This is a genomic window from Roseobacter sp. YIN89, from assembly GCF_057219365.1.
In genome coordinates, this window is sequence record NZ_JBXVVD010000002.1 from 1,112,380 (window position 1) to 1,137,294 (window position 24,915).

A 24,915-nucleotide genomic window follows, 5' to 3' on the forward strand; every position below is an offset into this window, starting at 1 on the left:
TGTCCCGTCTTTGTGGACTGCCTCTTTTCGACACCGCCCAACTACACTATAGCGCCAGCATGAGCACAAACCCGCCCAACCTGCGCCCCGACATTGCGCCCAAAGCCAAGCTTTCCGCAACAGACCGTCCCGGTCAGCCGACGATCGGTATGGTCAGCCTTGGCTGCCCCAAAGCGCTTGTAGACAGCGAACGTATCCTGACGCGGCTGCGTGCCGAAGGCTATGCCATCTCACCTGATTATGACGGTGCAGAAGCGGTGATCGTCAATACCTGTGGATTTCTTGACAGCGCAAAAGCAGAATCGCTGTCTGCGATTGGCGAAGCCCTCGCCGAAAACGGACGCGTGATTGTCACTGGCTGCCTTGGCGCAGAGCCCGAATACATAACAGGGGCGCATCCCAGCGTCCTGGCTGTCACCGGACCTCAGCAATACGAGCAGGTTCTGGATGCAGTTCACACCGCCGTCCCGCCAAACCCGGACCCTTTCATTGACCTGCTGCCAGCTTCGGGTGTCTCTCTTACCCCGAGGCATTTCAGCTACCTGAAGATCTCTGAGGGCTGCAATCACAAGTGCAAGTTCTGTGTCATTCCTGATATGCGGGGCCGCCTTGCCAGCCGACCGGCCCATGCGGTTCTGCGCGAGGCGGAAAAACTGGTCGAAAATGGCGTCAAAGAGCTTTTGGTCATCAGTCAGGACACATCAGCTTACGGCGTAGATATCAAACACGCAGAAGACCGTGGACACAGGGCACATATTACCGATCTCGCGCGCGATCTGGGCAGCCTCGGCGCTTGGGTGCGGTTGCACTATGTGTACCCTTACCCGCACGTGCGACAGCTGATCCCACTCATGGCCGAAGGCTTGATCCTGCCCTACCTTGATATCCCGTTTCAGCATGCTCACCCGGACGTTTTGCGCCGTATGGCCCGCCCTGCAGCGGCGGCCCGCACACTGGATGAAATAGCCGCCTGGCGTGAGGTCTGTCCCGACCTCACGCTGCGATCTACCTTTATCGTCGGCTACCCCGGAGAGACCGAGGAAGAGTTTCAGACACTGCTCGACTGGCTCGACGAGGCACAACTCGACCGCGTTGGTTGCTTTCAATACGAAAACGTTTCCGGTGCGCGGTCCAATGCACTGCCGGACCATGTGCCGGATGACATCAAGCAAGAGCGCTGGAACCGCTTCATGGAAAAGGCGCAGATGATCTCGGAGCAGAAACTCGCAGCCAAGGTGGGCAAGATGCTCGACGTGATTGTCGACGAAGTCGACGCGGACGCCGCCACGTGCCGCACAACGTCAGATGCACCTGAAATTGACGGAAACCTTTTTGTCGACGAAGGGCATGAGAAACTGAGCCCCGGTGACGTTGTGTCCGTTACGGTTGATGAGGCCGGAGAGTACGATCTTTGGGGAAGGTTGAACTGAACGCGGGCCGGAATACGATATGTGTTATATCGGAAAGGAAATAATATGAGTGATCTGCCAAAAATCGCGCAAAAAGCGCCGTATCCTGTCGAAGTCACCGAAGGAAAATCATATTTCTGGTGCGCCTGTGGATTATCGTCCAACCAACCGTTTTGTGACGGTTCACACAAGGATACGGGAATTAATCCCGTAAAATACACAGCCGACGCAGACAAAAAGGTGTTTTTCTGTGGCTGCAAGGCAACTGACAAAACGCCGCTTTGCGACGGGTCTCATAACGCGCTTTCCGAGTGAGCTTCCACCTGCGGTGAATTGTCCTGCATTCTGGATGGCAACACCGCTGCGCGCTATTTCACTAGTCATGACCGATGAAAGACACTCAGATACCGAAGTATTGTACAACGCTGACTGCCCCGTCTGCAGCGCAGAGATCGACCACTACGCGAAAATTGCGCGATCCAAATCGTTGCCGATTGCCTTTTCCGATTTGAACGACGTCGACGCGCTCAAAACTTGGGGTCTGACCCGTGAAATGGCGGCAAAACGCCTTCATGTCCGGCAAGGAGATGAAATTCTGTCGGGTGTACCCGCCTTCATCGCACTGTGGCGACAGATGCCGCGATATCGGTGGCTGGCACGGGTCGTCAGTATCCCGGGCGTGCACATGGCAGCCGCATTGGTTTACGACAATGTGCTCGCCCCTGTCCTGTATCGGTGGGACAGGCGTCGCACAGCGCAAAGCTAAAGGCCCGCAGCCGTTCTCTTAACAATCTCGATACGCTGCGCATTGGGGGGATGGGTGCCCAAAAACCGATCGCCCGGGTCTGGAATACGTGCAAAGAACTGTGCGCCCCTGACCGGGTCATACCCCGCCCGGGCCGTGATCACGGTTCCAAGGGCGTCGGCTTCCAGTTCGAATTCTTTTGAATAGCTGCGTGCCCCGACCAAGGCACCGTTGCGCTGTGCGGCTTCGACCGCTTCTGCACCACCACCAAGCAACACTGCAAGGCTGCCAGCAATTACGGCACCCGCAGCGGCATTCTGCTGAGAACGTGCGATATGCCCACGGATGTGATGCGCCGCTTCATGTCCCAAAACAAAGGCCAGTTCATCGGTATTTTTCGCATCGTCAATGAGCGCCACAGTAAATGCAACGATCGGCCGGCCGTTTTTGTCTATCGTCTGAAACGCATTGGCCGGCTGGTTGGGTCTATCGTCAACGAGAATGCGGAAATCACAATTGATCCCGTTGGTGCGCGCGCGACATTCCCGTTCGGCCACGGGTTCCACTGCGCGGACAACGCCGATAAAATTGCGCGCGGCAGCGTCTGTTGGCAATCGTGACGGCTGTGCGACTTCTGTGCCAAGCGGCCCGCCGCTGCTTGTCGTGGTCACATCACACGCGGTAAGCGCGAGCATTGCGCATCCCGTCAGTATCCACCGTCGCAACATTACAAGCCGTCCTCTATTCACATTACGAAAGGCAATATAGTCGTTTTGCCAAGATCGGCCAGCGACCTCACTACACAGAATCGAGATACTTGCATTGCCGGTTCAGCGCGATACTGTCCATGACATGTTTACGATAGAACATGAATTCGACGCCACCGTCATAACGCTTGTGGATGACGGACACGCTCCGTTGCAGGAGGACGTCACGGTGCACGCCACGGAAAGCGCGATCCTTCTGAACCAGTGGGATCCGCGTACCGATAGTATGGTAACGGTGCGGCTCTCGCCCGAGCAGTGGCGCGACCTGAACGCCGCGCTGAACCTGCCCGAAGGCGTTTATCAGGCGAAATAGGTCACTGATGTTGACCCGAAACTCTTTACGCGGCACTTCTTGGTCGTCACAAAAATGAAAGGCGCGGGACTATGGCCGTAGGAAAGAACATCAGCACGTGGTTCGACGGGCAGTGGCACAAGGGCGACGTTCCAATCATGCGCGCTGCAGACCACGGCAGTTGGCTGGGCAGTTCTGTTTTTGACGGCGCGCGGTATTTCAACGGATACGCTCCGGATCTCAAAGCGCACTGCGAACGGGTCAACCGCTCTGCCGAGGCGCTGATGTTGAAGGCAACGTTAACAGCAGACGAGATGGTCGAAATTATCGCCGAGGGGCTCAAGGCCTACGACAAGAGCGACGCCGTCTACATCAGACCGATGTATTGGGGTATCGACGGTGACGCCACAGCCATTGTACCCGACAGCACCAAGACGGGGTTCGCCCTTTGCCTTGAAGTCATCCCGATGGCACCTGCAGATGCCACGACCACGCTTGGTCACACGCGTTTCCGCCGTCCCGTTCTCGAAAGCAGCGTCGTCAACGCCAAGGCCGGCTGCCTTTATCCGAACAATGCCCGCATGCTGACCGAGGTACGACAGCGTGGTTTCGGAAATGCGCTGGTTGCCGACGCCATGGGCAACGTAGCGGAATCTGCCACGGCAAACGTATTTATGGTCCGTGACGGGGAAGTCTTTACGCCGATCCCGAACGGCACTTTCTTGTCAGGCATCACACGTGCGCGGCACATTTCAAACCTAGCGCTGGACGGCATAAAGGTTCACGAAACAGTTCTGAGCTTCAAAGACTTTGAAGATGCCGACGAAGTCTTCCTGACCGGGAACATGTCCAAGATAACGCCGGTAACTGCTTTCGAAGACCGGCAATATCAAGTTGGTCCGGTGACACGTAAACTGCGCGATATGTACTGGGACTGGGCTGCAAGCGAGACTATTTAGCCTATAAATCAACGGCTTCTGCGACGCGGAGAAATATCGCTCTGATGTCTCGCGCCGAGGCCCTTGCCAGCGCACCATCCGCAATGTCCTCGGGCGAATAGAACCACGTAGCGGCAGGGTCGTGGTACATGGCCCAATTCGGGAAAAGCCGGTCTTCGATCTTGCTACGCACAAGCAACTTGACTTCCACGTGGCGATCGTCTTGTTCGATTTTGCGATACAGGTTTTCGACCTGCCCCGTCGGTCCTTCCAAGAGTTGCAGGTAAACATCAGGACGACACACCAACGCGCCGGTGATGTCCAACTGCGCATTTCGCACCCGCGCCGTCGACAGAATTCCGGCAAGAATGGATGCGTCGTAGCCAAAAGGCTTCGAGCAATAGATGATCTGCTGCTTAGGCATGGCCCCCCCTACCTTGCTTGCAGCGCCAGAGTGGGCGCATTTGATCACACTGTCCAGAGACGTCATCACAGATTGACATTGCGTCGGCGGCGACCAAAGGCCATGATCCAAGGCAACAAACGGGGGACGTCCAATCATGCGCAAGTTTCTGGTGATCCTGGATGACAGCCGGGAATGTCTGAACGCCATGCGGTTCGCAGCCATGCGCGCGGCCAAAACCGGCGGTGGCGTTGAAATCCTTTCAGTTATTCCGCCGGACGAGTTCAACCATTGGATCGGCGTCGGCAACGTGATGCGAGAAGAAGCGCGAGAACGCATCGAAGTGCACTTCGAAGTATTTGCCAAATGGATGCGGGACCGCCAGAACATCGAGCCGGAACTCGTTATTCGCGAAGGACAGCCCGTAGACGAGATCATGGCTCAGATACGGGATGACCCGGAAATCGGCGTGCTGGTTCTTGGTGCAGGCACCGACAAAAAGGGCCCCGGCCCGCTCGTGACCCAGCTTACAAAGAATGCAGGCGGCCTACCCATTCCGATCACGATCGTCCCTGGTGATTTGAGCAGGGAAAAGCTGGAAGCTATCACATAATCCAAGCGACTGACCCGCTACCCATTGTTCCTTACGCGTATGCAGTTTAGAATGGTTCCAAACCTTGACACACGCTAACGGCCTGCGCATATCAGGGGTATCTTCAGGAGAGACCGATGTTTATTCAAACTGAATCCACGCCGAATCCGGCAACGCTGAAATTCCTGCCCGGCCAGACCGTGCTTGAAATGGGTACCGCTGACTTTCCGAGCGCCGAAACCGCAGACAAGTCACCATTGGCGACACGTATTTTCGCCGTGGACGGGGTGACAGGCGTCTTTTTCGGGACTGACTTTGTGACGGTCACGAAGGCGGATGCGGTCGACTGGGACCACATCAAACCAGCTCTCCTTGGCGCAATCATGGAACATTTCCAATCAGGACAGCCTGTGATCTCCGGTGATCACGCCCCTGCATCAGGACACGCTGAACATGACGGTGAAGATGGACAGATTGTAAATCAAATCAAAGAGCTGCTGGACAGCCGTGTGCGTCCTGCGGTAGCGCAGGATGGAGGTGACATCACCTTCCACGGATTTGATCGTGGTGTCGTTTACCTGCACATGCAAGGCGCTTGTGCGGGCTGCCCGTCATCGACACTTACACTGAAGATGGGGATTGAAAACCTTCTACGTCACTATATTCCGGAAGTGACCGAGGTGCGCCCCGTCGCGACCTAAGGCCGGGCGTGCACGCAATCACCAAAGATACTGTTTGCAAGGGGCGCTGCTATTGCGGCGCCTCACATTTTGAAACTGACACCAAACCCGCCACCGTCGCTTACTGCCATTGCGCTGATTGCCGGCGTGTCACTGGGGCGCCGGTTGCAGCATTTGCCCAATTTCCCGAAGGTACAGTTTTGTTGCAGGGGCCGGTGACGAACTTGCGACGTGGTGACGTCACCCGACAGTTCTGCAAGTCTTGCGGCTCACCATTGACGGCACAATTCGATTATCTGCCCGGTCAGATTTACGTTGCTGTCGGGTGTCTTGAAAATGCCGCGTCCTTTGCCCCCGAGCTCCACTGCCACGCAGAAGCGCGCCTGCCGTGGCTTTGCCTGACGGACGATCTGCCACGCGCCCCGACCAGCGCGCGCAAGGCTTTGATTGATCGGAGTGTTTCCGAATGACCATTTCCGCCCCCGTTGCTCTTGGCTTTGATACTTCGGGGCCCTACTGCGCAGCCGCCGTCGTTCAAGGAGGCGCGGTGTTGGCCCATGGCGCAGAAGATATGACCAAAGGTCAGGCCGAACGGCTCATGGATCTTTTGGCGGAAACCATGGCAATTGCAGGCGTCGATTATCACGATCTCGACGCGATCGGCGTCGGTACCGGGCCGGGAAACTTTACAGGAATACGCATCGCCGTCTCGGCGGCGCGCGGGTTGGCGTTGGGCCTGAATATTCCGGCGGTGGGTGTTTCGGCGTTCGATGCGCTTCAATACGGAACTTCAGGCACCTGTACCGCCGTTGTCGATGCACGGCGCGGCGAGGTCTATGCACAATCCTACGATCCAGAGGGATTGCCGCTGACCCCTGCTCTCATAGTCCGCGAAGCTGCTGCTGGCCTAGCCGCCCCAGTTATCGGATCAGGGTGGGAAGAGCCAAAACACCCCGCTGCAATTGCCATCTCCCACCTTGCGGCACAACGATTTCGGCACGTCGAAAGCCGCCCCGCACCTTTATACCTTCGCCCTGCTGACGCGGCGCCTGCCCGTGATCGCGGGCCAAACATCCTGCCATGAAAACACAGCAGATGGCGCGCCTGCACGCGGCGGCCTTCGCGCCAGAGCGGGGGTGGCAGCCGGAAGAATTTGAAAACCTTCTGGCATCATCCAAAGTCCATCTTTTCGAGCGTGCAGGTGGGTTTGCGCTTGTGCAGGTGGTCGCAGATGAGGCCGAGCTTCTCACCCTCGCCGTCGATCCGGTGTACCAAAGGCGCGGTATCGCAACCACGCTCATGAACGCGTGGATGACCAGTGTGACAGCTACTGAAGCGTTCCTTGAGGTGGCGGCGGATAATGCCCCTGCGCAGGCCCTGTATCACAAGCACGGATTCGCTATCACCGGGCGACGCGCGCGTTATTACCGCCGGCCGGACGGCTCAGCGGTTGATGCTGTGCTCATGCGTGCCGCACTGACCCACCGTCAGAACGCTCATTTGCCCCCCTTGAACCCAAAAACCGGTTGACCCTGCCACTGCCTTGGGCCCTAATTTGGCGCAGGCATACAACTTCTGCTGACAATGAGCGACATCGGCAGGCTCCGGCTCCGGATCGCTCCAAAATCAAAACCTGGGAGACCTACATGACCCTCATCCAAAAATTTCTCGGCGCATCCGCTGCGCTCGCGCTGTCTGCGGGCGCCGCATTGGCCGAACCTGCGCTGATTTTCGATCTTGGCGGCAAGTTTGACAAATCCTTTAACGAGGCCGCATTCAACGGCGCACAACGTTGGGCCGACGAAACCGGCAGCAAGTTCCTCGAAATCGAACTGCAATCCGAGGCTCAGCGCGAGCAGGCGTTGCGTCGTTTTGCGGAATCCGGCGCGAACCCGGTGATTACGACCGGCTTTGCCTTTGCCGATCCGGTGAACAATGTCGCAGGCGATTATCCAGACACCAAATTTATCAATATCGACGGCTGGCTGCCCGAAGTCCCCGCCAACGTTCAACTCATCGGCTTTCAAGAGCACCAAGGGTCCTACCTTGTCGGTATGATGGCGGCAATGGCATCTGAATCGGGCAAAGTCGGCTTTATTGGCGGCATGGACATCCCTCTGATCCGCCACTTTGCTTGTGGCTATGCGCAGGGCGTCAAGGCTGTGAACCCCGATGCCGAAGTTATCGCGAACATGACAGGCACCACGCCCGCAGCTTGGAATGACCCCGTCAAAGGCTCCGAACTGACAAAAGCGCAGATCAGCCAAGGCGCTGACGTTGTTTATGCGGCTGCAGGCGGCACCGGTGTGGGCGTTCTGCAAACGGCCGCCGACGAAGACATTTTGTCAATCGGCGTCGACAGCAACCAGAACTACCTGCACCCGGGTAAAGTGCTGACCTCCATGCTGAAACGTGTGGACGTTGCGGTTTATGAAACCATGAAAGCTGGCGCAAACGTCGATACTGGCGGGTTCACCGTGCTCGGCCTTGCCGAAGACGGCGTCGGCTACGCGATGGACGAAAACAACGCGTCACTTGTGTCGGATGAGATGCAGGCCGCAGTTGAGGAAGCCAAGGCGAAAATCATCTCCGGCGAACTGGAAGTTGTAGCGTATTACGCCAACGACAGCTGCCCTGTTCTGGACTTCTGAAGACAAACTGGAAATGATACGTCAGGCCACGCTTTACGGCGTGGCCTGTTTCAATGGGGTGGGACATGGCCGATCAAGCGCCAGCAATTGAACTCAAAGGCATTTCCAAAGCCTTTGGCCCGGTGCAAGCCAACAAAGATATTTCGATCCGCGTGATGCCCGGCACAATCCATGGGATCATCGGCGAAAATGGTGCTGGAAAATCGACGCTGATGTCCATTCTCTACGGCTTTTACAAGGCCGACGCCGGTGAAATCTTCATCGCTGGCAAGAAAACCGACATCCCCGATAGCCAAGCCGCCATTGCAGCAGGCATCGGCATGGTGTTCCAGCATTTCAAACTGGTCGAAAACTTCACTGTGCTGGAGAATATCATTCTCGGCGCGGAAGATGGCAGATTGCTGCGCCCCTCACTGGCAAAAGCGCGCAAGTCTTTGCTCGAGCTGGAAAAAGAGTACGGTCTCAACGTAGATCCTGACGCCATCATCGAAGAACTCGGCGTCGGCATGCAGCAGCGTGTGGAAATCCTCAAAGCGCTGTACCGCCAAGCGGATATTCTGATCCTCGATGAACCGACCGGCGTGTTGACACCAGCAGAGGCCGATCAGCTTTTCCGCATTCTGGGACGTCTTCGCAACGAGGGCAAAACCATCATCCTGATCACGCACAAGCTGCGCGAAATCATGGATATCACAGATACGGTATCCGTCATGCGGCGCGGACAAATGACCGCAACCGTAAAGACGTCCGAAACCTCGCCCGCAGCGCTGGCCGAACTCATGGTCGGACGCAAGGTTTTGCTGCGCGTTGACAAAAAACCTGCAACGCCCGGTGAGGTTGTCCTCGAGGTGGAAAACCTCAAGGTCGTCGACGACAAGGGCGTCGAACGGCTGAAAGGCATCAACTTGACGGTACGCGCCGGTGAAATCCTCGGCATTGCCGGTGTTGCCGGTAACGGCCAGTCCGAACTGCTGGAAGTGCTGGGCGGATACGCTGACGGCACCGGGTCGGTCAAGGTCAACGGCACGCCGATTGATCTGTCCGGCAAAGCATCCGACGGGCAGTCACGACGCGCCCGCGGGATTGCCCATGTGCCGGAGGACAGGCAACGAGAAGGTCTGATCATGGACTATCAGGCTTGGGAGAATACTGCGTTCGGCTATCACCGCGACCCGGCTTTTCAATCCGGGGCCCTGATGAACAACGCAGCAATCCGCGCGGACACCGAAGCAAAAATGGACCGCTTCGATGTGCGCCCGCCCAACCCGAAACTCGCCGCCAAGAATTTTTCAGGCGGCAATCAGCAGAAAATCGTCCTTGCCCGCGAAATTGAGCGCAACCCCGATCTGCTGCTCATCGGACAACCAACGCGTGGTGTTGATATCGGCGCAATTGAATTCATTCACCAGCAGATCGTCGGCTTGCGCGATCAGGGCAAGGCGATCTTGCTGGTGTCGGTTGAACTGGAAGAGATCCTCGCCCTCGCAGACCGTGTCGCAGTGATGTTTGACGGGACGATCATGGGCGAGAAAATCGCCGCCGATACCGATGAAAAGGAACTGGGTTTGCTGATGGCCGGGGTGTCTGCATGACCAAGCTCCACTCACTTTGCCAGATAAACTCTGGGGGAGGCGCAACAGCGCCGGGGGTGAAACCCCCATGCCCCGATTACCGTCAATCCGGAAAGGTGCCGTCATGGACGTGATGCCAAAATGGGCCGAAGTCGTTCTCGTGCCTCTCATTTCCCTGATCCTTGCTGCATTTCTGTCCGCACTGGTGATCCTCGCAATTGGCGAAGACCCGGTCGCCGCCATGAAACTGATGGTCTCCGGCGCTTTGGGCAGCACCTATGGCTGGGGGTACACGCTGTACTACGCCACCAACTTTATATTCACCGGTCTGGCTGTTGCGATCGCGTTTCATGCGCGGATGTTCAACATTGGCGGCGAAGGTCAGGCGATGCTGGGCGGGCTTGGTGTAGCGCTTGCATGCCTGTACGTGCCATGGCCGCACTGGTCGCTGGCGCTTCTGGGTGCGCTGTTCATGGCCGGCCTGTTCGGCGCGGCCTGGGCCGCTGTCCCGGCCTACTTGCAGGCAAAGCGTGGCAGCCACATCGTTATCACCACGATCATGTTCAACTTTATTGCCTCCGCCCTGCTCATCTATGTGGTCAACTCCTACCTCAAGCCAACCGGCAGTATGGATCCGGCCAGCCCGCGCTTTCCCGAAGCCGTCCACCTGCCGACGCTACATGATATGCTGGCGCCTCTCGGGATAGAATTTTCCAAAGCCGCACCCGCAAATATTTCTTTTGTCATCGCTCTCATCGCTTGTTTCCTGCTGTGGCTGCTGATCTGGCGCACTTCCACCGGCTATGAAATTCGTGCCTATGGTCACTCTGAGAGTGCCGCGAAATATGCGGGTATATCGCCGGTTAAAATCACCATGATCGCAATGGTCATTTCCGGTGCGCTCGCGGGCATGATGGCAATCAACAACGTGATGGGCGAAGCAGAAAGGCTTGTACTGAATGCAACTGAAGGGGCCGGTTTTATCGGAATCGCCGTGGCCCTGATGGGGCGGTCACATCCGTTCGGCGTGTTTCTGGCCGCAATCCTTTTCGGGTTTCTCTATCAGGGCGGCGCAGAACTGGCGCTTTGGACATCCATTCCCCGCGAGTTGATCGTCGTCATTCAGGCGCTCGTGATCCTCTTCACCGGTGCGCTCGACAATATGGTGCGTATGCCGCTCGAACGTATGTTCCTCGCGTTGCGTCGCGCCCGTGCACCCAAGTCAGAGACAAAACCGATGGAGCCCGCTGAATAATGGACTTCCTGACGATCATTCAACTCTTTGACAGCACCGTACGACTGGCCACGCCGTTGTTGCTCGCCTGCCTCGCCGGTCTCTTTTCCGAACGCGCGGGCATCTTCGATATTGGGCTCGAAGGCAAAATGCTGGCAGCGGCTTTCTTCTCTGCGGCAATCGCAGCGATTTCCGGCTCTGTCTGGCTTGGCTTGCTTGCAGGGGTCGCCGCCTCCATCGCACTCAGCCTGCTGCACGGCCTCGCGTCGATCACTTTTCGCGGCAACCAACTGATCTCTGGCGTCGCCATCAACTTTCTTGCCGCAGGTCTTACAGTCCTCATTGCACAAGACTGGTTCCAGCAAGGAGGGCGGACGCCGTCGCTGATTGGGAATGCCCGCTTCGAGCCGATTACCCTGCCCTTTGCAGAAGCTCTGGCAGAGGTACCGATTTTTGGCCCACTCTATTCGGAACTCATCTCCGGCCACTCGATACTTGTGTATCTGGCATTCGCCACCGTCCCGTTCACATGGTGGCTTCTCTACCGGACACGGTTTGGCCTGCGCCTGCGTGCCGTTGGTGAAAATCCGGCGGCTGTTGATACCGCTGGTGTGTCAGTTGTCGGTTTGCGCTATGTCGCGGTCATCATATGTGGCGTTCTTTGCGGTATCGCCGGTGCCTATCTGTCCACCGCGTTGCAGGCCGGGTTCGTCAAAGACATGTCCGCAGGACGCGGGTTCATCGCCCTTGCAGCATTGATCTTTGCCAAATGGCGTCCGTGGTATGCGCTCTACGCCACCTTGCTTTTTGGCCTGTTCGGCGCGCTCGAGACACGGCCGGACGTTATTCAGGCAGTTATAGGTATGAAAGTTCAGGGACAGGTTCTGGGCGCGCTGCCGTATGTGATGACGGTCATTATTCTCGCAGGCTTTGTCGGCAAGGCCATCCCACCCCGTGCGGGCGGAGAGCCCTACGTAAAGGAGCGGTAAACGCTTAAGTCCAGATTGGGCAATTACATCGGTCCTGTTTGCTGCGCGGCAGCGTGTACCATTGATTTTTAAAGGTGGGGTGCTAAACCGAGCCATGCAAATTTACCTCCCCATAGCCGAAGTATCGGTCAACGCCTTTTTGTTGCTGGGCTTGGGAGGGATCGTGGGCATCCTGTCCGGCATGTTTGGTGTCGGCGGCGGCTTTTTGATGACCCCGCTGTTGTTTTTTATCGGCATTCCGCCTGCTGTCGCCGTGGCGACCGAAGCCAACCAGATCGTTGCTTCGTCGTTCTCCGGCGTGCTGGCACACCTAAAGCGAAAAACCGTTGATCTCAGGATGGGCACGGTTCTTCTCATAGGGGGCCTAATTGGCGCAGCCGTAGGCGTCGTCGTCTTCAACTACCTCAAGGCGCAAGGTCAGGTAGATCTGCTGGTCAAGCTTTGCTACGTTGTCTTTCTGGGCATCATCGGCAGCTTGATGTTTGTCGAAAGTCTGCAGGCGATCCGGAACACCAAATCCGGCAAAGCCCCCGCCCGCAAGAAACACAACTGGATCCACGGCCTGCCCTTCAAGATGCGGTTCCGCGTTTCCGGGCTGTATATCTCTGTGATACCGCCGATCTTGGTGGGGATCAGCGTGGGCATTTTGGCCGCGATTATGGGTGTCGGCGGCGGGTTTATTATGGTTCCCGCCATGATCTACCTTTTAGGCATGCCAACCAAAGTCGTTGTTGGCACCTCGCTGTTCCAGATTATTTTTGTGACCGCATTTACCACGATGCTTCATGCGACTACGAACTTCACGGTGGACGTCGTCCTAGCGGTGCTCTTGCTCGTCGGCGGTGTGATAGGCGCACAGATCGGCACCCGTATCGGCGTCAAACTGAAGGCCGAACAACTCCGTATCCTGCTTGCAATTATGGTGCTGGTTGTCTGTGGCAAGCTCGCGCTCGACCTTTTGCTGATGCCGTCCGAGCTCTACTCCATCGGGGACTCGGGTCACTGATGCGAATTCTGGCCGCCATATTCTGCATCGTCGCATGTGCTTCTACCGTCCTCGCAGAAGAGGTCGTAGTCGGTATGAGCAAGGACACCGTATCGATCAATACCAGCTTTGATGGGTCTGAAATCCTGATATTTGGCGCAGTGAAGCGCGAGAAACCGATCCAGTACGAACCGCGCCTGCAAGTAATTATTACGGTGGCCGGACCCAACGAAACGATGATCGTGCGCCGCAAGGAAAAGCGCTTTGGCATCTGGGTCAATACCGAAGCGGTCGAGGTCGACTCTGCTCCCAGCTTTTACGCCGTGGCCACAAGCACATCTCTGGGCCTGTCGCTCAGCGACACAGAAGATCTGCGTCACAAAGTTTCGATCCCCCGTGCGATCCGGTCGGTGGGTGCACCGGACACGATCTCCGATGCCGCCAGCTTTACCGAAGCACTCATCCGCATCAAATCCGGATCCGAGCAGTATCAGTTGAATGAGGGAACGATCAGCGTTGATGATCAGACCCTGTTCAGAACCGCCATCAAGCTGCCAGCAGCACTGACCGAGGGTGATTACCAGACACGCATCTTCCTCACCCGCGGGGGGGAGGTCGTATCGATGTACGAAACGAGTATCTACGTACGCAAGGTCGGGCTGGAACGGTGGCTGTTCCGCCTCTCACGTGAGAACGCGCTGGTCTATGGGCTGATGTCTCTGGCCATCGCAATCGGCGCAGGCTGGGCTGCTTCGGCGGCGTTCCGATTTATTCGCACCTGAGGCCCCGCGGATCATCCCCGCCCGATGTAAGGCATCTTGGTCGCCATCACAGTCATGAACTGAACGTTAGCCTCAAGCGGCAGCGTCGCCATATGCATAACCGATGTCGCGACATGGTGCACATCCATCGTAGGCTGAAGTTGCGCATTCGGGTCTTCTGCCAATGCTTTGTCGTTAAAGGACTGCACCATCGGTGTGAGCGCGTTGCCGATGTCTATTTGTCCGCACGCGATGTCAAACGGCCTGCCGTCAAGGGACAAGCTGCGCGTCAACCCCGTTACCCCGTGTTTCGTCGCCGTGTAACTCACCGATCCGGGCCGCGGGACATGCGCCGAAATCGACCCGTTGTTAATGATCCGCCCGCCCTGAGGCGTCTGACGGCGCATGACTGCAAAGGCTGCCCGCGCGGTCAGAAACATGCCGGTGAGGTTCACATTCACGGCTTGCAGCCAGTCTTTGACCGCGATTTCATCAATAGGTGCGGCGGGTGTAAAAATACCAGCGTTGTTGAAAACCACATCTAACCGCCCGGCCCGTTCGGAGAAGGCTTCTACAGCACGCTCGATGCCGTCCGGATCAGTCACATCCGCTGGCAACACGACGGCATTCTTCCCGCCATCCGCGACCTCTTCCAGAGTAGCTTGATTGCGCGCAACAAGCCCGACCTGCCAACCGCTTTGCAAAAACAACTCTGCCGTCCCTCGTCCGATGCCGCTGCTGGCACCCGTAATAAGTATAGAATTCATGACCCCTCCTGTGTGCTTTCTGCCTCCAACTTCAGCGGCGCCGCTGCAACCGAACGCAAATCATCGACCCGCAACCCTGACTGAGGCTTTGACAGCCGATTGCGCACGACCCAGATCAATCGCTCTTGCGCTCGCGTGATCGCAACATACGCCAGTCGCTTCCACAATGGCTGCCCCGCTTCCGAACGCCCCATGCGGGCAGCTGTATAGATGTCTGGTGCAAAAACCTGAACAGTATCCCACTGGCTTCCCTGTGCCTTGTGAATGGTCACCGCGGCCCCATGCAAGAACGTTGCGCCCATGCGCGCTGCAAAAGGAATAAACGGCTCTTCTTCATCGGGCTTTTCAATCTTGACGATAGACGCGGCAGAGACCTGAGGATCTTCTGCACCCATGACGTGCAACCGGCTAAAACCCGGTTTTCGCCCTTCGCCGAGATAAACGACCTGCGCGCCTTTGATGAGGCCCCGCGCCTCCAGATCAAGGCGCTTTTTCCGGTGTTTAAGCGGCAGTTCGATCCCGTCGCAGATCAATGGCTCACCTTCCAGCAAGGCATCTTCCGGCGCGCCATGAACACGGCGAAATGCATTGATCAGGCGGACACGTGTGGCGTTGCGCCATACCAGCACCGGACTGCGCGCCATCAGATCGACTTCGACCCGCTGCCCCCAGACGACCCGCTCGTCTCGTCTGGCCGCGTCTTCCACCATCCGCTCAAAACTTTCGAACGTCAGCTCAGGGTCACCAAGGGCATGGGCCAGATCGAGTATGGGGTTATCCGCTTCTTGCCGGTGTATCCGGCTGAGGTTCAGCACCCTTTTCTCGGGCAATTTGTCAAATACCATCGCGCCAGACTGATTGACCGGCGCAAGCTGCGCTGGGTCGCCAAACATCAGCAGCGTGGGAAAGATTTCTTTCAGATCATCAAACTGCCGATCATCCAGCATGGACGATTCATCGACAAACCCGATGTCCAGCGGCTCTTCGCGGCGTTTCCAGCCCGTAATGAAATCAGAGCCGCGCAGACCTGCCGCAGCCAGCGCGCCGGGGATCGACGAGTTGCCCGCATAAAAAGCAGCCGCCCGATCGAGCGCCTGCTCCGTCAGCCCTTCTATCTCGGGGCGGTCGCCACTGCCTGCCAGCCACTCCGCAATGCGCTCGTATTCCGGATCATAGACAGGGGTATAAAGTATGCGGTGGATCGTTGTGGCGGGAACGCCGCGCAGTCGCAAAACCGACGCCGCCTTGTTCGTTGGTGCCAATATCGCAAGGGATCGGCGATCACGTTTCTTGCGAGGCTCATAGTCACCCGAAACAATCTCGACACCCGAGGCTTTGAGCGCCTTGTACAGTTCGGCAAGCAACAGGGTCTTGCCCGAACCTGCCTTGCCCGTCACCGCAAGCACTGCCTGTTTTTCGCTGCGGGGAGGCATGAGCAACTGATCGTCCAAATCAATACCAGAGCCCCGCAAAAGCTCGGTAACCGCGTCATAGGCGACGGCTTGATCTTCAGAGAACTGGACAGGAACAGATGCCATGGCGCGACCCTACAGGCAGGTCACGCCGGGTGCCAGCGGGAACCCTCAGGCACACTTGCTGTAGGCGACCTGTGGCGTTGTCTCTACGCGGCTGCGCGCAAAGGATTGACGGAACCACATCTGTGACGTTTCGCGGGACACACCAACGCGTTTGAGGTTACGCGCCATACACTCCGCGGTGATCTCCCACGTGCCAACAGCGATGCGATCACCCGTGGTGTCAGCTTCTTCTGCTACGCCCAGAATATCGGCCTTGATATGGCTCAGCGCAAACACGCGTTCCATCTTGTCAAAGAACACACCGACATAGTGTTCCAGCGCAAAGGCATCCATCAATTCTCCGGCCCCGACGACGAGCGCCGCTGTGACGCGGTAGTCGGCTGTCGGCGAAATACAAAGGCGGGTACACTCCCAAATCAGCGGGCTTTCGATGCGCACGCCGTCGGTCAGGTTCGTAAAGTGATCATTGACCATTGTTTGCCCAACGGTCGGCATCATACGCAAAGATCCGCCATGGGTCCCGTCAGGCAATTCCCAGATGACGTAGATCGGATCGAGCGCATCATACGCATCGATCTCGTGACCATGCTCATCAACCGTGACAGCATCCCAACCCAATCGGTGCTTGAACTGTGCGGCGCGGTCCCGAAACATTGTATCGCGCAGTGTCGGGTAATGGTGCAGATCGTGCCCGTAGATGTAGTGCAACATGAAAGATCTCCTGGCGTTGGATGCCAGCAGACTGGTGTATTAACCTTAACGAGGGTTATCACCGCCGTTCGCGCGACTTTCAGATGTCTTGCCCGACCGCGCGCCCGCGGTAAGGTTGCGTTAGCACTTAAGCGACGATCAAGCCGTTGTTGAGAGCCCGCGCGACGGCATGGGTGGTATTCAACGCACCAAGCTTGTGCCGCGAAGATTCAATGTACACGCGCAACGTGTGCTCAGAAATCTTCATCTGATGTGCTGCTTGGTTACGGCTCAGACCGCGCGCCAGATATGTCAAAGCGCTCAACTCTCGTGGAGACAGTCTGCCGTGGATCGTATCCGTTTCGCGTTCGTCGAACTCTAGACCCTTCTTGTTGAACTCGTACGCAATGATCATGAACTCTCTTTTGTGCTGTCGCACGAACATTTCCCACTCACCGTCATCACGGTTGTCGTTGATGCTCAGAACGGCGTACTGCCCGTTTGGCCCGCGTAACGGTATGGCCAGCCCCTGCGCGCCCACCCCGTGATCAAGTGCGTCCGCGAGGAAATCGCGCGCCGTCTTGGATGACCAGTCAAAGTCTTTCCAGTTGGTGGGATCAAACCGTTGGAAGCATCCCAAAACTACAGGATCAATCTTGTTGTAGCCTTTCTCTACGTATCTTTCCGCCCATTCCGACGTATATGTTCCTGCGCCGTAGTTTTCGCCAACGCTGTTGACCCAGTAGTAGACCACATGTTTGACTTCGTATTTATCACGCATGAGGTAGGTGGCCTTATAAAGACCATCAAGCGTGTCCGCTTGTTCCAACTCCTCCAAGATCCGTTCCGCTATTGTGGTTGTCACCATCGTTATTGCCTTGCGTCCTCTCATGCAGCGCCGCGATCTCGGCCAGCGCAACGATTGCCGTGTCATCCAGCTGTTCTGCCAGAACGGGCAGATCATTGGCGGTGGCAAATGTTTTCAAATCGGTAAGTACATCCAAAATCCAGTCGCTTCGCATAACAGACTCGCCTTTCAAAGGTTAACGAATGATTAACACAACTCTAACATGTGCTAAGGGCCGTTGAAAATTCGCGGAATTACACTCCCCAGAAATGGTGAGCCGCTCAAGGCTAAGGCGTTGTTCTCAAAAAGGGCTACACGTAAAAATAGAAATACCCGCGAACCAACAAATGATTCGCGGGCATTGTGGTTAATAGGCGACGTGCTTTGTTAGACCTAACGGCGCGCTTCCAAAGCATCCTCCAGCGTGCGCAGACCCGTTGTCGGCGCCTGCACGAGAACAGACATATTTCCAGGCTTGTGCTGGTTGCGCATCATTTTCATATGCGCTTGCGGCAGATCGGACCAAGTGAAAACCTCTGACATGCACGGGTCAAGACGACGCTCCAGCATCAACTTGTTTGCAGCACTTGCCTGCTTGAGGTGGGCAAAGTGGCTACCCTGCAGACGCTTTTGGTGCATCCACATGTAACGCACATCAAAGGTCAGGTTGAAACCGGTCGTCCCCGCACAAATCACAACCATGCCGCCTTTTTTGACAACGAAGGTGGACACCGGGAAAGTGGATTCACCGGGGTGCTCAAACACCATGTCGACGTTCACGCCTTTACCGGTAATTTCCCAAATCGCTTTCCCGAACTTGCGCGCCTCGGTGAACCATGCCGCATATTCCGGCGTGTTTACCGTCGGCAATTGCCCCCAACAGTTAAAGTCCTTGCGGTTGATGACACCCTTGGCACCGAGATCCATGACGAACTGGCGTTTGCTCTCGTCGGAAATGACACCGATAGCATTCGCACCCGCAGTATTGATGAGTTGGATGGCATAGGACCCAAGACCTCCGGATGCCCCCCACACCAACACGTTCTGTCCGGGCTTCAAGTCGTGGGGCTCATGGCCAAAAAGCATCCGATAAGCCGTGGCAAGCGTCAACGTGTAACACGCAGCCTCTTCCCATGTCAGGTGTTTTGGGCGCGGCATCAATTGCTGGCTCTGTACCCGCGTGAACTGTGAAAACGACCCATCAGGCGTTTCATACCCCCAGATGCGCTGCGAGGGAGAGTACATCGGGTCGCCACCGTTGCATTCCTCGTCATCACCGTCGTCCTGATTACAGTGGATGACGACCTCGTCACCCACTTTCCAGCGGGTCACCTTGTCCCCAACCGCCCAGACAATGCCTGCGGCGTCTGAACCGGCGATATGATAGGGCTGCTTGTGACCATCGAATGGGCTGATCGGTACCCCCAAGGCGGCCCATACACCATTGTAATTCACGCCTGCTGCCATCACGAGAACCAACACATCCTGACTGTCGAGTTCAGGGACATCGACAACTTCCTGGACCATGGCCGTGTCCGGGTCACCGTGACGTTCGCGCCGGATCGCCCATGCATACATCTGCTTGGGCACATGCCCCATAGGAGGCATCTCGCCGACTTCATAAAGGTCTTTTTCAGGTGCGTCGTATTGCGCGATGGTCGTATCGAGTGCCATTGCTGTCTCCCGCGAAAATAAACATGCCGCATCGCAGAATCGCGATGCTCTTGGCCCTGAATAGGAGGTGTCACGCAACATTGCAACACTTTGAGGTCATTTTTTGTAATTTTATGACCGAGCATGTGCAGAATTATTCTGCAACTGCACGCTCCTCTTCGTAACGATGCTCAATAGAAGCGGCATAATAAGCCAAAACAGCCTCCTGCCCCGCAACGCCCTTCCACAAGCGCTCGCCGTCTTCTTCAATGATGCCATGCTTGCGCATGCGCAACAAAGCCGCAGACACGGCGACTGAAAGTTCGTCCGCAGTGTAGCTCGGCATGTTGGCACCGAATAGCGTTGCATCTCGTGACAGTGCCGCTTCGAGGTCGGCCTGCGACACGGGCGTGTCAGCATTTCCGAGGTGGTGCGACAGCAGCGGCACAATCAGAACCGGCATTGCGTCATTGATCCTGTCCATCAAAACGGCCGACAGTTCCTCCAGCGGTCGATCCGCTCCGAACTTCTGAAAAGACAGTGGTTCTCCGAAAGACACCGCTGCTGTGCCAAACCGCACAAACCGCCCGCGCAAAGCCTGCCAGAATTTCTTGAGGATGAATTTGACGACAACAGAGATTTTTGCACCAAAACGACGGTCGCCGCGTTCTGCGGCCGCGATGAGAACACGGTCTTCTAGTACTCGGTCGTAGTTGATCGCGACCGGAACAAAGACGACATCGCGCCCGTTCGGGTCCGGATTTTCTGTCAGGTACGACAGCAACCCAAGCTTTGGCGGCATCAACCGGCCGGTCAGGCTGAGTCCGCCTTCGGGGAAAATACCCTGAGAGACCCCGCCTGCTGTCGCCATTTGTACATATCGCGCCAACACCTTCCGATAAAGCGCCCCGCGTGAGCGCCGACGGATAAAATAGGCCCCCATCATCCTGATCAACTGACTGAGTGGCCAGACCCGTGCCCATTCCCCCACCGCATACGACAGCGCCGATGTCCGCGCAGCAAGATAGGTCACCAATACATAATCCATGTTCGAGCGGTGGTTCATGATGAACACAATCGTTGCATCCTTTGGAATGCTCTTGATCACGTCATCGTTGCGCGGGCCTGTCCAGACCTCATAGATCGAATTCACCAGCATCCGCGACAGACGCGTCCCCAGCCCGAAATAGGTAAACGCGCTAAAGCCGGGAACGATCTCGCGGGCATAATCCCGTGCTTTTTCAAAGGCGACGTTTTCCGGAACGTTGTGTTCCTGCGCGTAGTTGTAAATTTCGCGGGTCACTTCCGGATCGTAAATCAATCGCTGGATCATGTCATAGCGCCGCGCCAGCTTGAACGGTTCAATCGGCCGCGTCAGACGTTCATTCAACTGCGAGACCGCGCGTTCGAGCCGGCGGCGAAAGAACCAGCGCACTGAAGGGAAAAGAAAATGTGACGCAAAGGTCACCGCTGCGAAAAGCAGGATGAGCACGAACAGCCAAAGAGGAAGCTCAACTGTCTGGGTCATACTGCACAATCGCAATTCGCGCCCGCGAGGTCAAAACGAAACTCCCAACCGGCCATTCCTCCAGGTGTAATGCAGCCCAGCAGGCGTACGACCGGACGTCTTCTTGCTGCAGTGCAATAGCCGCAACGCGGCGAATTGACAGCGCCATAAAATTTCCTGTAACAACGCATCAACGCAACATTATTACACACCCGATTCACGAGGCCGAGATGACAAACGCCCAGAAAGATCGCCCATGGCTTATTCGTACATATGCTGGTCACTCTACGGCAAAGGCGTCGAACGCACTCTACCGGTCCAACTTGGAAAAGGGGCAAACCGGGCTGTCGGTGGCGTTCGATTTGCCGACGCAGACGGGCTATGACAGCGATCACGTCCTGAGCCGGGGTGAAGTGGGCAAGGTCGGTGTGCCGGTATCCCATCTCGGCGACATGCGTACTTTGTTTGACCAGATTCCGCTGGATCAGATGAACACGTCCATGACAATCAACGCCACTGCCCCTTGGCTGCTGGCATTGTATATCGCTGTGGCCGAGGAACAGGGCGCGGATGTCTCCAAGTTGCAAGGCACGGTCCAGAACGATCTCATCAAAGAGTATCTTAGCCGGGGCACATATATCTGTCCGCCGGCACCGTCGCTGCGCATGATCGCGGATGTGGCTGAGTACTGTTATTCCAATGTGCCCAAGTGGAACCCGATGAACGTGTGTTCCTACCACTTGCAGGAAGCAGGCGCGACCCCGGAACAGGAACTTGCCTTTGCGCTTGCGACAGCGACGGCAGTGCTCGACGCTTTGAAACCCCGGATGCCGGCCGAAGATTTCCCCGCAGTCGTTGGCCGTATCTCTTTCTTTGTGAACGCAGGCATCCGCTTTGTCACCGAAATGTGCAAGATGCGGGCATTCGTCGATCTTTGGGACGAGATTTGCCGCGATCGTTACGGCGTTGAGGACGCCAAGTACCGCCGTTTCCGCTATGGCGTTCAGGTCAACTCTCTGGGCCTGACAGAGCAGCAACCGGAAAACAACGTGTACCGCATTCTTATCGAGATGCTCGCCGTCACCCTGTCAAAAAAGGCACGCGCGCGCGCGGTTCAGTTGCCCGCATGGAACGAGGCGCTCGGCCTGCCCCGTCCCTGGGACCAGCAGTGGTCAATGCGCATGCAGCAGATCATGGCGTTCGAGACGGACCTTTTGGAATTTGACGATCTCTTCGACGGGAACCCCGCAGTTGATGCCAAGGTCGAGGCGCTGAAAGAAGGGGCGCGGCAGGAACTGGCGACGCTGGATGGCATGGGCGGCGCCATCGAGGCGATCGATTATATGAAAGCGCGGCTGGTCGACAGCAATTCAGAGCGTCTGGGCCGGATCGAAGCAGGTGAAACCGTGGTAGTCGGCGTCAACAAGTGGACGAAAGGCGAGCCATCGCCGTTGATGACCGGTGACGGCGGCATCATGGTTGTTGATCCGGCTGTGGAAAACGAACAGATCGAACGGTTGGAGGCATGGCGCGCTGCGCGGGACGAGACCGCCGTGGTTGCTGCGCTAGCAGAGTTGCGCGCCGCAGCCAAGGAAGGACGCAATGTTATGCCTGCGTCTATCGCCGCGGCGAAAGCAGGTGTCACAACCGGCGAATGGGCCGCCCAAATGCGCGCAGTGCATGGTGAATATCGCGGGCCTACCGGCGTATCCGGGTCGCGTTCGAACCGGACCGAAGGGTTGGACGAGTTGCGCGATGCGGTGGACGCAGTCAGCGACAAACTGGGGCGGCGGCTCAAGTTTCTGGTGGGCAAGCCGGGGCTGGATGGGCATTCCAACGGTGCCGAACAGATTGCTGTGCGCGCCCGCGACTGTGGCATGGACATTGCCTACGAAGGCATCCGCCTGACGCCCGCTGAAATCGTTTCAGCCGCGCAGGAAGACGACGCTCATGTCGTCGGACTGTCGATCCTGTCGGGCAGCCATATTCCTCTCGTAGAGGACCTGATGGCACAAATGCGTGAAGCAGGCTTGGGCCAAGTGCCAGTCATTGTCGGCGGCATCATACCTGACGATGACGCCGAAAGGTTGCGCGCGATGGGAGTTGCCCGAGTGTACACACCCAAGGACTTTGAATTGAACACGATCATGATGGACATTGTGACGCTTGCAGACCCTCAGGCAGTGGCTGCCGAATGACAGGCCGCTCTTGAAGCCCGCGCGCAGGTACAGTTAACTGCGCCTGCTGGCGAGAGGAGTAATGCCATGACCGTCCATATCGGAGCCAAGCCGGGAGAAATTGCCGAAACCGTCTTGATGCCCGGCGACCCCTATCGCGCCCGCTGGGCCGCAGAGACCTTTCTTGAGGATGCGGTTTGCGTCAACGAAGTTCGGGGCATGCTGGGTTTTACTGGTACATGGCGCGGCCATCGGGTGACGATACAGGGCTCGGGCATGGGCATGCCTTCCCTGTCGATCTACGCAAATGAACTGATTTCGCAGTATGGTGCCAAAACGTTGATCCGGATTGGTTCCTGCGGTGGCATGCAATCTCATGTCAACATCCGCGACGTGATCATCGCGATGTCTGCAAGCACGATTACTTCCCCGTCCTCTGCCGTTTTCAAGGAAGTGAATTATGCGCCGACCGCGGATTTTGGCCTGCTTGCGGCGGCGGTCGCTGCCGCACAGTCGAAAGGCACCACGACTCATGTGGGCGGTATTTATTCATCAGATGTTTTTTATGCAGAGCGGCCTGATCTCGATGAACAGATGGTCCGCCACGGCATTCTTGGCGTGGAAATGGAGGCGGCTGAGCTTTACACCCTTGCTGCGCGCCATGGGCGCCGGGCGCTTGCTGTGCTGACGGTCAGCGATCATCTGCAAACCGGAGAGGCGCTGCCGTCCGAGGATCGGGAAAAGACCTTTGGCGACATGGTAGAAATTGCCTTGGAAGCAGCTTTCGCCTGATCGACCGATTGAGGCGCGGCGAATGCGGGAACGTCTGGCAGGGATATTTGAGGGCAAAGAAAAGCTGTGCGCGTTATGTGCCGTGGCTTCCGTCATAGCTGTTACGGGCCGGCGGTGACCACGCGTCGAGTGCACCGGGCGCGGGGGCAAAGATATCCACACGCAAGGGGTAGCATGAAGCGGTATCGCTGGAATGCGTCGAGCCGCAATCACCTCCGGGGCATGCGGACAAGTTTCCCAAAAGATCAATCTCGGCAAAGAATTCTATGTAGTCACCGGGGCGGACCGGACTGGCCTTCATGAAGTACTGGCCGGTATCACGGGTAAATCCGGTGCACATGAATACGTTTAAGACGTCATGCACCAGTGGCTCTGCCTGCGAGACCGGCACGTCAAGTTCTGCGGCCAGAGACCGGGTAAGGTTAGAGTGGCAGCAGTGATGATACTGGCCGCCGTCAGATAGCAGGGCGTGTGTGTAAGGATCACAACGCGTACCGATTACATCGTGAACAGAGCCCCCATAGGCGTCGATCCCGTACCACCCCAACGTGTCCTCGGTAATGGTTGCCATCGGTCGCAGGGTTGGAAAGCTGGACCACAGACGCTCGCCCTTTGTGACATGGGTACCGTGCAGGGCGCGGGTCTTCCCGGAATAAAAACGTTCGGTAGGATCAGCGGCATTGTGAAGGTTCAGATCGCCAACCTGTGCGCCTTCAACCGATGTTATTCTGAAAAAGTGACCGGCAGGAACGTGAAAGCAGCGGGCCTCGCGCGGTGGGACCATCACCTCTTCTGTTTTCTCAAATCCTTGCCGCGCGCGGTCGTACAAGTCCATATCAGGCGCGGGCAGCGTATCGACCGGATAACAGATCACGGGTTCTATGGCGCGGCGTGCATCGGCGTCCTTGGGGGCTGGCATGGCGTTTC

Annotated in this window: 28 protein-coding genes; 18 read left to right on the forward strand and 10 right to left on the reverse strand. The window is 57.0% G+C overall.

Annotated elements, in window-relative coordinates:
- Nucleotides 1-59 precede the first annotated feature (59 nt).
- The 3 genes from rimO to AC2D8V_RS11735 all read left to right on the forward strand — a co-directional run bounded on the left by rimO (nt 60) and on the right by AC2D8V_RS11735 (nt 2,175).
- Nucleotides 60-1,430: a 30S ribosomal protein S12 methylthiotransferase RimO gene (gene rimO / locus AC2D8V_RS11725; protein ID WP_484733706.1), complete on the forward strand. Its 1,371-nt coding sequence runs from the start codon at nt 60-62 to the stop codon at nt 1,428-1,430.
- 45 nt (nt 1,431-1,475) lie between these two features.
- The gene (locus AC2D8V_RS11730; protein WP_484733707.1) at nt 1,476-1,724 is read left to right on the forward strand and encodes a CDGSH iron-sulfur domain-containing protein; all 249 of its coding nucleotides are present in this window, start codon (nt 1,476-1,478) and stop codon (nt 1,722-1,724) included.
- 67 nt (nt 1,725-1,791) lie between these two features.
- A complete protein-coding gene (locus tag AC2D8V_RS11735; RefSeq protein ID WP_484733708.1) occupies nt 1,792-2,175 on the forward strand; it encodes a thiol-disulfide oxidoreductase DCC family protein in 384 nt (127 codons plus the stop codon).
- On the opposite strand, the gene AC2D8V_RS11740 is transcribed toward AC2D8V_RS11735, so the two are convergent.
- A complete protein-coding gene (locus AC2D8V_RS11740) occupies nt 2,172-2,849 on the reverse strand; it encodes a M48 family metallopeptidase (protein WP_484733709.1) in 678 nt (225 codons plus the stop codon). The genes AC2D8V_RS11735 and AC2D8V_RS11740 overlap by 4 nt on opposite strands.
- 157 nt (nt 2,850-3,006) lie before the next feature.
- Between AC2D8V_RS11740 and AC2D8V_RS11745 the strand changes: the two genes are divergently transcribed.
- Nucleotides 3,007-3,234, forward strand: coding sequence for a hypothetical protein (locus tag AC2D8V_RS11745; RefSeq protein WP_484733710.1), 228 nt, complete (start codon nt 3,007-3,009; stop codon nt 3,232-3,234).
- Between the two features lie 71 nt (nt 3,235-3,305).
- Nucleotides 3,306-4,172: a branched-chain amino acid aminotransferase gene (locus tag AC2D8V_RS11750; RefSeq protein ID WP_484733711.1), complete on the forward strand. Its 867-nt coding sequence runs from the start codon at nt 3,306-3,308 to the stop codon at nt 4,170-4,172.
- Between the two features lies 1 nt (nt 4,173).
- Here the strand turns inward: AC2D8V_RS11750 and AC2D8V_RS11755 are convergent, their stop codons facing one another.
- Nucleotides 4,174-4,575 (reverse strand): BLUF domain-containing protein, encoded by a 402-nt coding sequence (locus AC2D8V_RS11755; RefSeq protein ID WP_484733712.1) that lies wholly within the window; start codon nt 4,573-4,575, stop codon nt 4,174-4,176.
- Nucleotides 4,576-4,711: 136 nt separating this feature from the next.
- On the opposite strand from AC2D8V_RS11755, the gene AC2D8V_RS11760 reads away from it, so the two are divergent.
- From AC2D8V_RS11760 to AC2D8V_RS11810, 11 genes are all read left to right on the forward strand, one after another.
- Nucleotides 4,712-5,167 carry a universal stress protein gene (locus AC2D8V_RS11760; RefSeq protein ID WP_484733713.1) on the forward strand — a complete coding sequence of 152 codons (456 nt, stop codon included), beginning with the start codon at nt 4,712-4,714 and terminating at the stop codon, nt 5,165-5,167.
- Between the two features lie 116 nt (nt 5,168-5,283).
- On the forward strand, nt 5,284-5,847 hold the full coding sequence (locus tag AC2D8V_RS11765; protein ID WP_484733714.1) for a NifU family protein: 564 nt from the start codon (nt 5,284-5,286) through the stop codon (nt 5,845-5,847).
- 8 nt (nt 5,848-5,855) lie between these two features.
- Entirely contained in the window at nt 5,856-6,296 is a 441-nt protein-coding gene (locus AC2D8V_RS11770; protein WP_484733715.1) for a GFA family protein, read from the forward strand.
- Nucleotides 6,293-6,910, forward strand: a complete 618-nt coding sequence (gene tsaB, locus AC2D8V_RS11775; RefSeq protein ID WP_484733716.1) for a tRNA (adenosine(37)-N6)-threonylcarbamoyltransferase complex dimerization subunit type 1 TsaB — start codon at nt 6,293-6,295, stop codon at nt 6,908-6,910. The genes AC2D8V_RS11770 and tsaB overlap by 4 nt, the downstream gene beginning before the upstream one ends.
- Nucleotides 6,907-7,356 (forward strand): ribosomal protein S18-alanine N-acetyltransferase, encoded by a 450-nt coding sequence (gene rimI, locus AC2D8V_RS11780; RefSeq protein WP_484733717.1) that lies wholly within the window; start codon nt 6,907-6,909, stop codon nt 7,354-7,356. The genes tsaB and rimI overlap by 4 nt, the downstream gene beginning before the upstream one ends.
- Nucleotides 7,357-7,472: 116 nt before the next feature.
- Nucleotides 7,473-8,477, forward strand: coding sequence for a BMP family lipoprotein (locus AC2D8V_RS11785; protein ID WP_484733718.1), 1,005 nt, complete (start codon nt 7,473-7,475; stop codon nt 8,475-8,477).
- 65 nt (nt 8,478-8,542) lie between these two features.
- Nucleotides 8,543-10,069 carry an ABC transporter ATP-binding protein gene (locus AC2D8V_RS11790; RefSeq protein WP_484733719.1) on the forward strand — a complete coding sequence of 509 codons (1,527 nt, stop codon included), beginning with the start codon at nt 8,543-8,545 and terminating at the stop codon, nt 10,067-10,069.
- A gap of 103 nt (nt 10,070-10,172) precedes the next feature.
- Nucleotides 10,173-11,303: an ABC transporter permease gene (locus AC2D8V_RS11795; RefSeq protein WP_484733904.1), complete on the forward strand. Its 1,131-nt coding sequence runs from the start codon at nt 10,173-10,175 to the stop codon at nt 11,301-11,303.
- A complete protein-coding gene (locus AC2D8V_RS11800) occupies nt 11,303-12,271 on the forward strand; it encodes an ABC transporter permease (RefSeq protein WP_484733720.1) in 969 nt (322 codons plus the stop codon). The genes AC2D8V_RS11795 and AC2D8V_RS11800 overlap by 1 nt, the downstream gene beginning before the upstream one ends.
- A 94-nt stretch (nt 12,272-12,365) precedes the next feature.
- Nucleotides 12,366-13,277 (forward strand): sulfite exporter TauE/SafE family protein, encoded by a 912-nt coding sequence (locus AC2D8V_RS11805; RefSeq protein ID WP_484733721.1) that lies wholly within the window; start codon nt 12,366-12,368, stop codon nt 13,275-13,277.
- Nucleotides 13,277-14,038: a TIGR02186 family protein gene (locus AC2D8V_RS11810; protein ID WP_484733722.1), complete on the forward strand. Its 762-nt coding sequence runs from the start codon at nt 13,277-13,279 to the stop codon at nt 14,036-14,038. The genes AC2D8V_RS11805 and AC2D8V_RS11810 overlap by 1 nt, the downstream gene beginning before the upstream one ends.
- An 11-nt stretch (nt 14,039-14,049) precedes the next feature.
- Here the strand turns inward: AC2D8V_RS11810 and AC2D8V_RS11815 are convergent, their stop codons facing one another.
- The 7 genes from AC2D8V_RS11815 to AC2D8V_RS11845 all read right to left on the reverse strand — a co-directional run bounded on the left by AC2D8V_RS11815 (nt 14,050) and on the right by AC2D8V_RS11845 (nt 21,040).
- A complete protein-coding gene (locus AC2D8V_RS11815; RefSeq protein ID WP_484733723.1) occupies nt 14,050-14,784 on the reverse strand; it encodes an SDR family oxidoreductase in 735 nt (244 codons plus the stop codon).
- Nucleotides 14,781-16,322: an ATP-dependent DNA helicase gene (locus AC2D8V_RS11820; RefSeq protein WP_484733724.1), complete on the reverse strand. Its 1,542-nt coding sequence runs from the start codon at nt 16,320-16,322 to the stop codon at nt 14,781-14,783. Before AC2D8V_RS11820 ends, AC2D8V_RS11815 begins: the two co-directional genes overlap by 4 nt.
- Before the next feature lie 45 nt (nt 16,323-16,367).
- Entirely contained in the window at nt 16,368-17,033 is a 666-nt protein-coding gene (locus AC2D8V_RS11825) for an acyl-homoserine-lactone synthase (protein WP_484733725.1), read from the reverse strand.
- 127 nt (nt 17,034-17,160) lie between these two features.
- The gene (locus tag AC2D8V_RS11830; protein WP_484733726.1) at nt 17,161-17,793 is read right to left on the reverse strand and encodes a helix-turn-helix transcriptional regulator; all 633 of its coding nucleotides are present in this window, start codon (nt 17,791-17,793) and stop codon (nt 17,161-17,163) included.
- Nucleotides 17,794-17,818: 25 nt separating this feature from the next.
- Entirely contained in the window at nt 17,819-18,034 is a 216-nt protein-coding gene (locus tag AC2D8V_RS11835) for a hypothetical protein (protein WP_484733727.1), read from the reverse strand.
- 218 nt (nt 18,035-18,252) lie between these two features.
- Nucleotides 18,253-19,533, reverse strand: a complete 1,281-nt coding sequence (ccrA, locus tag AC2D8V_RS11840) for a crotonyl-CoA carboxylase/reductase (protein WP_484733728.1) — start codon at nt 19,531-19,533, stop codon at nt 18,253-18,255.
- A gap of 133 nt (nt 19,534-19,666) precedes the next feature.
- Entirely contained in the window at nt 19,667-21,040 is a 1,374-nt protein-coding gene (locus AC2D8V_RS11845) for a 1-acyl-sn-glycerol-3-phosphate acyltransferase (RefSeq protein ID WP_484733729.1), read from the reverse strand.
- 209 nt (nt 21,041-21,249) lie between these two features.
- On the opposite strand from AC2D8V_RS11845, the gene AC2D8V_RS11850 reads away from it, so the two are divergent.
- Nucleotides 21,250-23,217 carry a methylmalonyl-CoA mutase family protein gene (locus AC2D8V_RS11850; RefSeq protein ID WP_484733730.1) on the forward strand — a complete coding sequence of 656 codons (1,968 nt, stop codon included), beginning with the start codon at nt 21,250-21,252 and terminating at the stop codon, nt 23,215-23,217.
- A 66-nt stretch (nt 23,218-23,283) separates the two neighbouring features.
- Entirely contained in the window at nt 23,284-23,988 is a 705-nt protein-coding gene (deoD, locus tag AC2D8V_RS11855; RefSeq protein WP_484733731.1) for a purine-nucleoside phosphorylase, read from the forward strand.
- Nucleotides 23,989-24,061: 73 nt separating this feature from the next.
- Here the strand turns inward: deoD and AC2D8V_RS11860 are convergent, their stop codons facing one another.
- Nucleotides 24,062-24,907, reverse strand: a complete 846-nt coding sequence (locus AC2D8V_RS11860) for an urea carboxylase-associated family protein (RefSeq protein WP_484733732.1) — start codon at nt 24,905-24,907, stop codon at nt 24,062-24,064.
- Between the last annotated feature and the right edge of the window lie 8 nt (nt 24,908-24,915).

Excerpts from the sequence above, each read along its gene's own strand:
- rimO (WP_484733706.1), top strand. The coding sequence starts at position 60 with ATGAGCACAAACCCGCCCAACCTGCGCCCCGACATTGCGCCCAAAGCC.
- AC2D8V_RS11730 (WP_484733707.1), top strand. The coding sequence starts at position 1,476 with ATGAGTGATCTGCCAAAAATCGCGCAAAAAGCGCCGTATCCTGTCGAA.
- AC2D8V_RS11735 (WP_484733708.1), top strand. The coding sequence starts at position 1,792 with ATGACCGATGAAAGACACTCAGATACCGAAGTATTGTACAACGCTGAC.
- AC2D8V_RS11740 (WP_484733709.1), bottom strand. The coding sequence starts at position 2,849 with ATGCTCGCGCTTACCGCGTGTGATGTGACCACGACAAGCAGCGGCGGG.
- AC2D8V_RS11745 (WP_484733710.1), top strand. The coding sequence starts at position 3,007 with ATGTTTACGATAGAACATGAATTCGACGCCACCGTCATAACGCTTGTG.
- AC2D8V_RS11750 (WP_484733711.1), top strand. The coding sequence starts at position 3,306 with ATGGCCGTAGGAAAGAACATCAGCACGTGGTTCGACGGGCAGTGGCAC.
- AC2D8V_RS11755 (WP_484733712.1), bottom strand. The coding sequence starts at position 4,575 with ATGCCTAAGCAGCAGATCATCTATTGCTCGAAGCCTTTTGGCTACGAC.
- AC2D8V_RS11760 (WP_484733713.1), top strand. The coding sequence starts at position 4,712 with ATGCGCAAGTTTCTGGTGATCCTGGATGACAGCCGGGAATGTCTGAAC.
- AC2D8V_RS11765 (WP_484733714.1), top strand. The coding sequence starts at position 5,284 with ATGTTTATTCAAACTGAATCCACGCCGAATCCGGCAACGCTGAAATTC.
- tsaB (WP_484733716.1), top strand. The coding sequence starts at position 6,293 with ATGACCATTTCCGCCCCCGTTGCTCTTGGCTTTGATACTTCGGGGCCC.
- rimI (WP_484733717.1), top strand. The coding sequence starts at position 6,907 with ATGAAAACACAGCAGATGGCGCGCCTGCACGCGGCGGCCTTCGCGCCA.
- AC2D8V_RS11785 (WP_484733718.1), top strand. The coding sequence starts at position 7,473 with ATGACCCTCATCCAAAAATTTCTCGGCGCATCCGCTGCGCTCGCGCTG.
- AC2D8V_RS11790 (WP_484733719.1), top strand. The coding sequence starts at position 8,543 with ATGGCCGATCAAGCGCCAGCAATTGAACTCAAAGGCATTTCCAAAGCC.
- AC2D8V_RS11795 (WP_484733904.1), top strand. The coding sequence starts at position 10,173 with ATGGACGTGATGCCAAAATGGGCCGAAGTCGTTCTCGTGCCTCTCATT.
- AC2D8V_RS11800 (WP_484733720.1), top strand. The coding sequence starts at position 11,303 with ATGGACTTCCTGACGATCATTCAACTCTTTGACAGCACCGTACGACTG.
- AC2D8V_RS11805 (WP_484733721.1), top strand. The coding sequence starts at position 12,366 with ATGCAAATTTACCTCCCCATAGCCGAAGTATCGGTCAACGCCTTTTTG.
- AC2D8V_RS11810 (WP_484733722.1), top strand. The coding sequence starts at position 13,277 with ATGCGAATTCTGGCCGCCATATTCTGCATCGTCGCATGTGCTTCTACC.
- AC2D8V_RS11815 (WP_484733723.1), bottom strand. The coding sequence starts at position 14,784 with ATGAATTCTATACTTATTACGGGTGCCAGCAGCGGCATCGGACGAGGG.
- AC2D8V_RS11820 (WP_484733724.1), bottom strand. The coding sequence starts at position 16,322 with ATGGCATCTGTTCCTGTCCAGTTCTCTGAAGATCAAGCCGTCGCCTAT.
- AC2D8V_RS11825 (WP_484733725.1), bottom strand. The coding sequence starts at position 17,033 with ATGTTGCACTACATCTACGGGCACGATCTGCACCATTACCCGACACTG.
- AC2D8V_RS11830 (WP_484733726.1), bottom strand. The coding sequence starts at position 17,793 with ATGCGTGATAAATACGAAGTCAAACATGTGGTCTACTACTGGGTCAAC.
- AC2D8V_RS11835 (WP_484733727.1), bottom strand. The coding sequence starts at position 18,034 with ATGCGAAGCGACTGGATTTTGGATGTACTTACCGATTTGAAAACATTT.
- ccrA (WP_484733728.1), bottom strand. The coding sequence starts at position 19,533 with ATGGCACTCGATACGACCATCGCGCAATACGACGCACCTGAAAAAGAC.
- AC2D8V_RS11845 (WP_484733729.1), bottom strand. The coding sequence starts at position 21,040 with ATGACCCAGACAGTTGAGCTTCCTCTTTGGCTGTTCGTGCTCATCCTG.
- AC2D8V_RS11850 (WP_484733730.1), top strand. The coding sequence starts at position 21,250 with ATGACAAACGCCCAGAAAGATCGCCCATGGCTTATTCGTACATATGCT.
- deoD (WP_484733731.1), top strand. The coding sequence starts at position 23,284 with ATGACCGTCCATATCGGAGCCAAGCCGGGAGAAATTGCCGAAACCGTC.
- AC2D8V_RS11860 (WP_484733732.1), bottom strand. The coding sequence starts at position 24,907 with ATGCCAGCCCCCAAGGACGCCGATGCACGCCGCGCCATAGAACCCGTG.